The sequence below is a fragment of the Bartonella sp. AP65SXKL genome, assembly GCF_042195725.1.
In the GTDB taxonomy this organism is placed as follows: domain Bacteria; phylum Pseudomonadota; class Alphaproteobacteria; order Rhizobiales; family Rhizobiaceae; genus Bartonella.
Genome location: NZ_JBHIOW010000009.1, coordinates 12,216 through 23,825, shown reverse-complemented (window position 1 = coordinate 23,825; position 11,610 = coordinate 12,216). Strand labels below are relative to the sequence as shown.

The window sequence follows — 11,610 nt, the reverse complement described above, 5'->3', positions numbered from 1 at the left end:
AAAAAAACTAACTATAACAATCATATACATATAAAACGCATAATACAATCATTAATAGCGAAATTGTTCTGATAAAATGCGCTCATCCCATGAATGATTTGAGTCAAAAAGGATTGAAGCTGTTACTTCTGTTGCCATTGAAATAGTAACTGAATGGACAGATTTAACTTCAATATTATCTGCAGCAGCGTTTACAGGGCGTTTGTCAGGTTCAAGCATATCAAAGCGCACTGTTACTGTATCGGGAAGCAAAGCTCCATGCCAACGCCGAGGGCGAAAAGGGCTAACGGGAGTGAGGGCCATAAGGGGAGCCATAAGAGGTAAGATAGGTCCTTGTGCTGATAAATTATAGGCGGTTGATCCAGCTGGTGTAGCGACGAGGACACCATCACAACTTAATTGTTCCATGCGTACGTTGTTATCAATGGTGATGCGAATTTTTGCCGCTTGATAAGATTGCCGAAAGAGGGATACTTCATTAATTGCAAGCGCCTCGATAGAATCTTGACATTCAGATTTTGCAATCATGCGCAGGGGATGGATTTCTTTTTTATGTGCGGCAGCAATACGATTGGGCAATTTTTTTTCATGAAATTCATTCATAAGAAACCCTACAGAACCTTGATTCATACCATAAATAGGTTTGCCTGTGTTCATGACATCTCGTACGGTTTGTAACATTGTCCCATCACCACCGATTGCAACAACAATATCAGTTTCTTCCAGAGAAGAATGACCATAAACGGAAATTAATTTATGGGTAGCTTTGATAGCCTCCTCAGTTTCTGCGGAAATAAAATGAAAGCGACTTGGTAATGTAGCCATTTAAAAATTATCCTGATACTTATAATTTATGTTGTAACTTATTTTTGAGAGTTTTGAAGTTGTAATAAAAGCTCTTTTTATAATAAAAAGAGCATTGAATAAAGAGAAGTTATTTCAAGGTAAAGTATCATTAAAAAGTAAAAGGAATGCGTTGTTAGATAAATTACAAACGAGTAATTTTTTTATTAGAATGATAATTTAGCATTGAAGCTAAGAGTATGATTAGTTAAAAGACCATAACTGATTTTAATAATCAGTGTGAAGCACCCGTAGCTCAGCTGGATAGAGCGCTGCCCTCCGAAGGCAGAGGTCACAGATTCGAATTCTGTCGGGTGCACCAAATTCTTCAACTTCATATCATCCTAAATAACAAGATTACCTAAAAAGAAGCCAATTTCCTCTTTTATGAAAATGGTTATTTGAGTTGTTTATTAAGTTTTGCAGCGAATAAGCAAATGATTTTAAGAGAAGTAAAATTTACGGCTGCGTATATAATTTTTCGGTTAGTCATTTTGAATATCGAGATAAAAAAGCAAGGTTATCTAAATATGCTTTCAATTTAACTATAAACATTTAAAAAGTACATTTAATTCAATATGTTATTGTACAACTGATCTGGCGATGTTGATAGTAGATCGCTAAATATATTGTTTTGAGCATTAAAATAGATAGCTAAATTTGCTTTTATTCTATTTTTGGAGTTAAAGGCTGTTATGGTGATATGGAACGCAGATGAGGAATATCACCAGTTAAAGGAATAATAAGGGGGAAAAAACAACCGTCAAGATTTGAATTGTTTCAAAATGCTGTATTCGATATGGTTTTGATATGGGTATCTGGTGATTTCTCTATACACCAATACTGCCAGTTATGTTGGATGAAGGATTGTTTAGCTTTAATCAACTTTCTTATATACCGAACACTAATTATGGTGGTTATTTAGTTGGGAGTATGTTCTTTACGTTTGGCAGTAATTGGGATTATATCTCTTGCTCCTCGCATACTATCTTGTGCAGCTATAGTAATGAGTGCACTTAATTATTTTCATGGCGTTAACACTTAGTCCTTTTGATCCGTTTTGCTGCTGGTGTTGCGAGTGTAGCAATGATGGTTTTGGGTTCTATTATGGTCATGCAGCATAGCCATATGGGCGGATTATTGCTTCGCTTTATGCAGGTGTAGGAGTTGGTATTCTACTACTAGGTAATGAATATGTTATTATTAGTTTGAACAGAGCGCTTGATGCAACAAACATTTGGTTTGGAGCTGGCTTAATGTCTGTTCAAAACTTTTAAAAACATACAGGTTTAATTATGATAACTATATCAAAAAACACCTCCGTTATTTCTTTCATTGCAAATGAAACCGCTCCTGTTAATCAGAAAAAACCATCCAAAATATGAATAGATCAATCAAATGGATTTCGTGACTGATAATATATATATATATTATCGCATTCGTGCTTTAAACGATTTTGGTGATGTAAAAAAAGGCGATCTGGATGCTTTTATTGAAAATGAAAGCAATCTCTCTCATGATGGTAATTGCTGGGTTGCTGATAATGTCTGTGTTGTAAAATCTGGTTGTGTTTATGAAAATATAAGGGGCTATGGCAATGCTGCCATTGGTGGCTATGTGTATGGCAATACCCTTATATGTGATAAAACCCATGTGTATTTTGGTGTTCATGTTTATGACAATGCTCATCTTTCTTATAACGTTTGAGTTTATCATTAAGCGCGGGTTTATGGGAATGCAAAATTATCCGGTAGTGCACGTATTCATAGCAATGCCGCGGTTTATGATCATGCGGTTGTTAGGCAAGGTTTACGGCAATGCTAGCGTGGGGTGTCATACTAAGGTCTACGGCTCTGTTTATGGCAATGCCAAGATCTCCTGATTATATCGTGATTAGAAGTAATGTATATGGCAATGCAAGAATAAAAAGACATAGCGATTTATATTCGGTTCCCATAAATTGAGAGGTTTATGAAAGTGATGATGTTATCAAGATTGATAAACAGAATAAATGACAGACGTGGAGGGTGCTTCTTTGATGGTTATAAACGCATCATAAAAGAAAGCTGTGCCAATTGATATGACGCTGCTTTTAAATAGAGGTACTACAGATCATACAAAAGAAGTCAATAATGAATGTATGTATACAAAACGTATCATATTGCAAACGCTCTATTCTATTGATTAAAACTGATCAAAAGGAACGTAAATGACAGATATGATCTTTAATCACTCATTTGAATTACAGAACCTATAAACACTTTATGTATGGCTATAAAGCGTATTAAGAATAACGCTCGCATTTTTGAAGTGGTCATTTGACACAAAGTACATTATCAAAATGTCTCAACGCTTGGTAGGTTCATATCAAGACAATCAAGAGAAAATGCGTATTAAGTAAATATTTGTAACAAAACCCGTTGTTTACATTTACGAACATTGGTTTTTAAAAGCAGCTTTTCATAAGACAATAAACAACCGCTTTTTATAAAATCTAAGGCTTTTAAACTGTTATAAATCTAGGTTTCAAACGTATTTATAGAGATATCATTTTATGTCTCTAAACGTTTAAACGTTCATTTAGTGAGGTTCTCATAAGCGTATTTTCACTTTGCATTTAAACATAACTTCTTTTCAAATAAGCCGCTCTATATTTGGGCTGGCAAAATTAACCAGCTCAAATTCGAGTTCGTTAACTTTAGAATAGAGCATTCTTTAAACATTGTCGCTTTTGACTCAAAATTGAGTAAAACACCATGCCTTTGTAATATGATTGCAATCCTTTTGAAATTTATCTACTTATCTTTGTCTTAATAAGTATCCTCAAATTTTAGGGGACTTCATTTGGTTTCGTATTTTTAAACTGTAACTTTTAAAACGTTTTTTGCTTGTTTGCCTGCGTTATATCATTAAAAATCTTTTGATTTCTACGACATAACATTATCAATTTCATTACCTGTTGTGATGATAGTATCTATATAATGTCTGCTTATTATTGACTAACTTTTTAGTAAGCGGCGCTTTAAAATCGACTTGTCTTTAAATCCTTTTATGTGCCCTTAATGAATTAAAACCTATTCTATGATAGTTTCAAATGATTATTTCTTTTAAGGTTTAGCTCAAAAAAAGAGTAAACCCCATACCATTTTTAAAACGCATGCAATTTATGTTATCGATAATTTCAAACGATTACGTTTTTAATAATGCGATTTGTGTGTGATACAAACGTATCATAAAATTTATGAACTGTTATGAATGATAGCTGCGTTCACTTCATTTGAATGTTTACATGCGTTTTATGGTCTATCCATACATGGTAATTGTTTATGAAAATGGTTAATTAAATCACGTATAAAAGTGTAGATTTTAAATGGGATTCATATAGAATAATTTCACACAAACTATTGACTTTATTATATTTTTTTATGAATAAGATTCCATCTCGTTTAGACGTTGCAAAAGAAATCACCAAAGACCTTATTGATAAGATTCTTCTCTTACACGGCGTTATCACTTTTGTTTGCAAAAATCTGCTTCGCTTTTGACTTTTGATATGGATACAACCTCTTTTGAGGTAGAGCAAAGAATTTTTTAATCATGGAGAGTGCAACAGTGTTCTTCAAAAATCTTGATTGGTCTGTTGAAAAAATTAAAGAGTTAGATAATTATTCAGCACGTTATCAACTACCAGATTGTGAAGTACAAATTCTTTATAATGACGCAATTATCAAAGGTTATCCGTAATTTGATGTTGGAGTTTCGATTAGTACTGGTATTTTATCTGCAATTGATCCCTATCAATTCTCAGCACTTACAAGATCTACAACTTGATTTTTATAAAAAGGGGTTGAGAGTTTGTGAAGAAGGAATATATGCAGATTGGTTGGAATTAAGCTTGATTATGTCTTGAAATAGGCGATAGAAAGAATTGATCTTCATAAATGCTTTTATTCCAGATATGGAGCACCATCTTGGCGAAAGAATGAAGTTGGAGGCACATAAAGGTTATCAAGGTATATGATGCAGATTATAGCTTACTTCATATTGGTGCACTGTCTTTATTGGGTGATGTTGCAACCTTACAATCTTATTATCAAAGTTTCAGTGCAGAGGATCATTTAGGCTTTGATGAAAATACCCAACAGATTCATCTGAACGTGCATTGGCTTTAGTCAAAGAAGTGGTGAAATCTAAGCAGCTCAGCTACGCTTTAATTAAAAAGTAGCAAAAATATGAGCTATCTAGAAGAAAAACAAAGTTCTTAATAAGGGCCTTTCCAGAGAGGTTGAGTCTCATTCTTGGAAGGAAAAAAATAGCTAAATTTATCGAAACAAAAGATAAGGAATAGCTCCTTAAGAAATATCAAGAAGATCTAAAAAGATTATAGGAGCCAGAGTCTGGTTTAAAGATGCCATCATCAGTTGAGTGAACTCAACAATGGTGGAGTTTTATCCATTGGCGGAAATCTGATGTTTGAAAGAGGCTTTCTTGATGTGAAGGTAATATTGTAATAAATAATTATTATAAATCAATATGTTGTATATATTCATTGTTTTGAGATTAATGACCATTGACAAATAATTTTGCACCATTTTCTCTCTTCCAGCTTTTCGTCAATCATCAATGAAAATTTTTTATAATGGAAAGTTCATTGATAACATAACTTTTGTATGTTCATTATTTTACGCTTAAAAAAAATATAAATAATGAAATGCAATTAAGTCATCAACTTCTGATTTTTTTCAATTTTTAATCATAAAAAAATCTTTTTATTCATTTTGCTTATAAAAAGAATTAGCTTTTTTCTGGTGATACAAGTGGAGAAATAAGGATTTTAGATATGTTTCTGCGTTCCATTTCAATCACTTTAAAGTGTAAACCATCAGTTTCAAAGCTTTCTCCCTCATTTGGTAAATGACCAAACTGCCAAAGCATAAAGCCTGCCAGAGTCGTATAACGATCTGCTTCATCCACAAGATTACGCCCAAGATAACCACTTAAACGGCGGATATCAGCATATCCCTCAACAAGAAGACTGCCATTTTCAAGTTGTTCTGCGATCATGAGTTCTTCATCGTCATCAGGAAAGTCTCCTGCAATAGCTTCAAGAATATCGGTTGGTGTTGCAATTCCTTCAAAAGATCCATGCTCATCAACAATAATTGCAAGCTGAATCGAAGAATGACGTAATTGCTCCATCAATCGTAAAACACTTGTATTTTCATGAACAACGAGGGGTTCTCGCATAGCTTTTTTCCAATTAATCTTTTTCCCCTCAGCCAAATTCAAAAGAAGATCTTTTGTCAACGCAACGCCAACAAATTCATCCACTTTTTCACGCGCAAGAATTAAGCGGCTATGTTTAACCTTTTGTAATTCTTCACGCATTTCATTTTCATCAGCATTTAAATCTAACCACTCAATCTCATTACGCGGCGACATGATAGAGCGAACAGGGCGATCAGCTAAATCGAGAACACCACGAATCATCTCCTTTTCTTCTGGTCTAAACAACTCAGAAGCTGCGGCCTGTTCAGCAATAACATCTACAGTCTCAGCAAGGTGACTATCTTTGCTTCCTCCTCCTAAGAGCCTCAAAACAGCATCAGCTGTTCTACTGCGTAGATCATTCGTTTTAATCATTTTTTCACGGTTACGACGTCCAATTTGATTAAAAGCTTCGATGAGAACAGAAAAACCAATAGCAGCATACAAATACCCTTTTGGAATATGAAAACCAAATCCTTCAACAATGAGAGTAAAACCAATCATCATCAAAAAACCAAGACAAAGGATTACAATAGTGGGATGACGATTAATAAAACGCATAAGAGCACCAGATCCGCACATCATTACTCCCATAGCAGCTATGACTGCGATATACATAACTGCTGCCTGCTCTTTTGCAATCATACCTGTTGCGGTAATAATACTGTCTAGTGAAAAAACGGCATCCAGCACCACGACTTGGACGATTACTTGCCAAAAAACAGCATAACCAACGCCTGTTTTTCTTTCATGTGATACTCCTTCTAACCTTTCATGTAATTCTAGCGTTCCCTTTGCGAGCAAAAAGGCTCCACCACCGATTAAAATAAAGCTATGCCAACTAAATACAAAAGATGAAAGTGAAAGAATGACCCTATCGAGTCTCATAACCCATCCAATAACGGTAAGAAGGAAAAGCCGCATAATTAATGCTAAAGTAAGACCTATAAAGCGTGCGCGGTCACGCAAATGCAGTGGCAATTTTTCAGCTAAAATTGCAATAAAGATAAGGTTATCTATTCCTAAAACAATTTCGAGAAAAACCAGCGTGATCAAACCAAACCACGCATGGGGATCAGTGATCCATTCCATCATTCCTTACCTTTTAGAAGCTTAAAAGCGCGCGATTGACAAAAAAAATTCATAGGCTTTTATTCGTATATTGGATCATGAACATTGAATGTAAAAAACTTATATTCAAAGAAAAAAACAGCACAATATTGCTTGAATGCATGTGATTGTTGATAAAACAAAATGATGCCCCATCCCGCTTACAACCACAAGAAGGTTCCTCTAATTTTCGCTCGGGCATTATGCTCGATAATCCTCTAACTATAGGTTCTGTATAACAATCAGAACATTTATTTATAAAGCCTCTTATAATGGGTTTATTTTTATATAAGATCAAGTGGTGAATATCATATTTTTAACCTTACAGACAATGAGTTTATATAACAAACAACAAAATATCTGGACATCTATCCTTAGGAGCGTTATAGAAACGCTCATTCTCGTCTTTTGAGAAGCTTATGGGTGATTAGCTCAGTCGGTAGAGCAGCTGACTCTTAATCAGCGGGTCGTGGGTTCGATCCCCTCATCACCCACCATTTTATTTTATACCGTAAATAACTTATTGATTGCGTAATTTTTTTAAGGTACGAGTTGCTAAATAAAATTGGGCAGTAGGATTTCCCCATATCTGTTTGTTTAAAAGTGAAGATTGTTGATATAGCTTAGTCATCGGTGTTTGTACTTTTTAGGGGACTCAAAGAACTTCCAAAGGACATTTTAAGATCTTTTAATGCGTATTGTTTCTTTTTTTAAGTTGCAATTGGTAAGGAGAAGCCTCTTACCGACAATTGTGTTATTTAAAGGGGTATAAAAATCAACAGTTTTCACTTCTTTTAATATAAATTGATTAAATTTTTTTGGATTTTTAGCATATTGTTTAAAGACAGAAGAAACTTTACACTTTAGTTGTGTCAGCAGCGTGGATATTTTTTGATAACTCTCCCGCTTAAACAAAAAACTTCTGTAATAATCATCAGTATTCCAAGAGGGTAAATCAAGATAAAATAAAGTAGTTAGCTGGACATACAAGTAATAAAATTAGATCAGTTTAATTGTTTAAAGCTAATACCTGTTAAACGAAAGACAATAAACTTTAATGAGGCTTAAAGTTTTAAAATATTAAGCTGTGTGGTTACGCTATGCTGTCTTTCCGTTAGCTAAACCTCTAAAAATATAAATATTAAGAAAGCCACTCAGATTCATTATAATATATTGATTTATAAAGAATTGATTATTCTTTATTTAAAAAAACTTTACTATCATAAACTTCTTTTGTTTCAATCCCTCTTATAATGAATTAATTAAAATCATTCATTTTTGCATCATAAATGGGATTAACGTGTGGATAAAGACTATTGAAGAAAGGCATAAAAATAATTCTTATTAATGTTCTTAAGTGCTAAAAGTTATCATAACATTGGAAAAATAGTATAATGGCGCAGGCTTGCTCTTTTATTAAGTATAAAGATGATGGTGCAACAATAGCTTTACTATTATACCATTTACGGGTATTGTTGTGTAATGGAGAAGAGCGTTGAGAGAGGTTTCTTAAAAAAGATATGTAAATTGGCAACACGATGGTGTTTTGTTCTTTTATAGGTACATAAAAAAAGAAGTCATTGATAGCCTTTTATTTATTCAGGTGGTGTTTTGGGGGCTCTTTTCCAATATTGTTGCGCCTCAAAAATGACGACCACAAATAATGAAAGGATAAGCGGTATAATCAAATAAAACATTCTAAAGACAATAAGTGCTGCAATAACATCGGTTGGATTTATATTGGGCATGCCTGTTATGAAGAGAGCTTCAAGAACTCCTACTCCTCCTGCTGGAGCATTAGAGAGAAGAGTTATCGTAAAAGATGCTAGGAAAACACCAAGAACAGAGATAAAATGAATATCTGCGTTATGTGGGAGAACAGCATATATAATTCCTGCTGCTCCTAAAAGCTCTAGAGGGCTAATGAGAAGCTGTTGAATAACAATTTTCAGCCGGGGATAGGAGAGTTGAATTTTTTTACCCAAGCGTAAGGGTTTTAACTGAAGCCAGCTGCCAAACGTATAAAGTGCTATACAGCTGAGTAAAATTGCTCCAGCCGTTGTTCCGAGCCATTCAGGAAGTTCTTTATGAATGAGGGTGATAATTTCGGGTTGCAGCACCAAAACGATTCCCAAAAGTAAGATTGTGCCGATTACAAAAGTAAAAGAGCAAAAACCTACTAATATTGCGATTTCTGTTCCGTTTAATCCTTTCATTTTATAGGCGCGATAGCGTACAACGGCACCAGAAAAAACTGAAGCACCGATATTGTGTGAAAGAGCGTAGGTTGTAAATGAACATATAGCGATAAAAATCCAAGAAATTTTATGGCCTAGATGTTGCAAGGCAATTCGATCATATCCAGCAAGAGCAGCATAAGCTAGGAGAGAACATAAACAGGCTAATAACCAGTGCTGTGCATTTAAATTGCTCAAGCGCTCCAATACATCCCCAAATGAAATGGCAGAGAGCTTCATGTAAAGAATTCGAATAGATACCAGCATTGCTAAGATACCAATCAATGGCCATATAAATTGCTTTATTTTCACGATTCTGTATCCATTTTATGTTTTCTGTAAATTTTCATGATTGAGCATATTCCTTACAGATCTTCGTTCTGTTATATACTCTATAATACCATTGGCAATTTCTTCATCATCTGTTACTACAACATCAGCACCTAAATCAATGAGATATGTTGTTTCTGTGTCGGATAATGCATGTGTGATTATCTGGATATCTTTCTTCATATCACGGATATTTACGATACATTCTCCTACTTCAATGGTACTTCGCATTGTAATAACAACTTTATGTGCATTATTTATATTTGCTGCGTTCATTATTTCTTGTTGAATGATATTGCCGCAAATAGCCTCAAAGCCATCTGCAATCGCTTTATCAGAGAGGCGTTTTGATTCTTCTACGATCACTATAGGTTCACCTCTATTTATTAAAGATAATGCAACACACTTACCGATACGACTATAGCCAATAATTACGATATGGTTGTTTTTTAAGGTCATCGGTAAAAAATCTTGGTCAGGATCTTGTGGATCAATATCAATAATTGTTTGGGTATTTTGTGAAGATGCAGAATTTTTTTCTAGACGTTTTTTAATTTTATTACAGGCAATGAAAACAAGAGGATTGAGCAAAATAGAAAAAATTGCTCCTCCAAGAATTAAATCATGAGCGTCATTGTTTAAAAGTCCTAAGCTTAAACTTAAACCAGCAAGGATAAAGGAAAATTCTCCGATTTGGGCAAGGCTTGCAGAAATAGTCAAAGCTGTTGCATTAGAATAGCGAAAAGCTTTAACGATGAAAAAGGCAACAGCAGATTTTCCGATTACGATAATGAATAAGGTTGCTAAGAGAGGGAAAAAATGAGTTAAGAGTTTCTCGGGGTCAAATAACATGCCTACAGAAACAAAAAAGAGAACAGAAAAAGCATCGCGCAGTGGTAAAGATTCTTCCGCGGCACGGTGGCTTAATTCTGATTCGCTCATGACCATACCAGCAAAAAAAGCACCAAGAGAAAGAGAAACTCCAAATAAATGAGCGGCTCCGAAAGCTACTCCTAATGCAATAGCAAAGACGCTAAGACGAAATAATTCACGTGATCCCGATTGTGCGCTCATTTTTAAAAGCCATGGGATAACGCGTCGCCCAATGACGAGCATAAGTGCAATAAATACAATTACCTTCAGGATGGTGAGACCAAAAATACCCCAAATACTTAAATCCAACCATTGAACAAGAGGATCCAACGCTTCTTTTTTGGTATTGCTGAGGGCACTTGCCAAGGAAGGGATGAGGACAAGTATAAGGACCATTGCTAAATCCTCAATAATCAACCATCCAACGGCAATGCGTCCTTTTTCTGTTTCAATAAGATGACGCTCTTGCAAAGCACGTAGCAGGATAACGGTACTTGCTATGGATAAAGCAAGACCGAAAATCAAACTACCACTAAAGCCCCATCCCATAATCAGACCAAGGCACAAACCTAGAAAAGTAGAAAATGCCATTTGTGCAATAGCAGCGGGGACAGCAATAGCTTTGACAGATAAAAGGTCTTTTAATGAAAAGTGGAGCCCAACACCAAACATCAGCAAAATAATACCAATTTCAGCAAGTTGATTAATGATGACGGAATCTATTTTAAATCCGCCTGTATTGGGTCCCACAATAACACCAGCTAACAAATAGCCTACAAGGGGTGAAATACGTAAACGGCTAGCAATCATTCCCAAGAGAAATGCTAAACATAAGCCTGCAACAATAGTTGTGATAAGTGGTGTGTCGTGGAGCATGGATTATTTACTATTCTTGATCAAAAAGCGAATGAATGAAAACGACTATATTTCTATGAGAAGAGAGGCGAGA

The 11,610-nt window shown here is 34.8% G+C and carries 7 protein-coding genes, 2 tRNA genes and 1 pseudogene; 6 read left to right on the top strand and 4 right to left on the bottom strand.

The features are described from left to right. Window positions 1-51: 51 nt before the first annotated feature. Window positions 52-825, bottom strand: coding sequence for an NAD kinase (locus ACFIMP_RS06480; RefSeq protein WP_375612145.1), 774 nt, complete (start codon window positions 823-825; stop codon window positions 52-54). A gap of 263 nt (window positions 826-1,088) precedes the next feature. On the opposite strand from ACFIMP_RS06480, the gene ACFIMP_RS06475 reads away from it, so the two are divergent. The 5 genes and pseudogenes from ACFIMP_RS06475 (at window position 1,089) to ACFIMP_RS06450 (ending at window position 4,587) form a co-directional block, all read left to right on the top strand. Further along, window positions 1,089-1,165: transfer RNA gene (locus tag ACFIMP_RS06475), tRNA-Arg, on the top strand. Between the two features lie 530 nt (window positions 1,166-1,695). Further along, entirely contained in the window at window positions 1,696-1,863 is a 168-nt protein-coding gene (locus ACFIMP_RS06470) for a hypothetical protein (protein WP_375613483.1), read from the top strand. A 116-nt stretch (window positions 1,864-1,979) separates the two neighbouring features. Beyond that, window positions 1,980-2,120, top strand: a complete 141-nt coding sequence (locus ACFIMP_RS06465; RefSeq protein WP_375630051.1) for a YbfB/YjiJ family MFS transporter — start codon at window positions 1,980-1,982, stop codon at window positions 2,118-2,120. Between the two features lie 121 nt (window positions 2,121-2,241). Then, window positions 2,242-2,807, top strand: a pseudogene (locus tag ACFIMP_RS10025) (hypothetical protein). Between the two features lie 1,648 nt (window positions 2,808-4,455). Then, window positions 4,456-4,587 carry a hypothetical protein gene (locus ACFIMP_RS06450; protein WP_375638427.1) on the top strand — a complete coding sequence of 44 codons (132 nt, stop codon included), beginning with the start codon at window positions 4,456-4,458 and terminating at the stop codon, window positions 4,585-4,587. Between the two features lie 1,050 nt (window positions 4,588-5,637). Here ACFIMP_RS06450 and ACFIMP_RS06440 read toward each other — a convergent pair. Continuing rightward, window positions 5,638-7,206 (bottom strand): TerC family protein, encoded by a 1,569-nt coding sequence (locus ACFIMP_RS06440; RefSeq protein WP_375612149.1) that lies wholly within the window; start codon window positions 7,204-7,206, stop codon window positions 5,638-5,640. Window positions 7,207-7,642: 436 nt separating this feature from the next. Between ACFIMP_RS06440 and ACFIMP_RS06435 the strand changes: the two genes are divergently transcribed. Further along, window positions 7,643-7,718: transfer RNA gene (locus ACFIMP_RS06435), tRNA-Lys, on the top strand. Between the two features lie 1,098 nt (window positions 7,719-8,816). On the opposite strand, the gene ACFIMP_RS06430 is transcribed toward ACFIMP_RS06435, so the two are convergent. Beyond that, the gene (locus tag ACFIMP_RS06430; protein WP_375613484.1) at window positions 8,817-9,770 is read right to left on the bottom strand and encodes a lysylphosphatidylglycerol synthase transmembrane domain-containing protein; all 954 of its coding nucleotides are present in this window, start codon (window positions 9,768-9,770) and stop codon (window positions 8,817-8,819) included. A gap of 15 nt (window positions 9,771-9,785) precedes the next feature. Beyond that, a complete protein-coding gene (locus ACFIMP_RS06425; RefSeq protein WP_375613485.1) occupies window positions 9,786-11,537 on the bottom strand; it encodes a cation:proton antiporter domain-containing protein in 1,752 nt (583 codons plus the stop codon). Window positions 11,538-11,610: the final 73 nt, after the last annotated feature.

Coding starts and splice junctions, on each gene's coding strand:
- ACFIMP_RS06480 (WP_375612145.1), bottom strand. CDS start 825: ATGGCTACATTACCAAGTCGCTTTCATTTTATTTCCGCAGAAACTGAG.
- ACFIMP_RS06470 (WP_375613483.1), top strand. CDS start 1,696: ATGTTGGATGAAGGATTGTTTAGCTTTAATCAACTTTCTTATATACCG.
- ACFIMP_RS06440 (WP_375612149.1), bottom strand. CDS start 7,206: ATGATGGAATGGATCACTGATCCCCATGCGTGGTTTGGTTTGATCACG.
- ACFIMP_RS06425 (WP_375613485.1), bottom strand. CDS start 11,537: ATGCTCCACGACACACCACTTATCACAACTATTGTTGCAGGCTTATGT.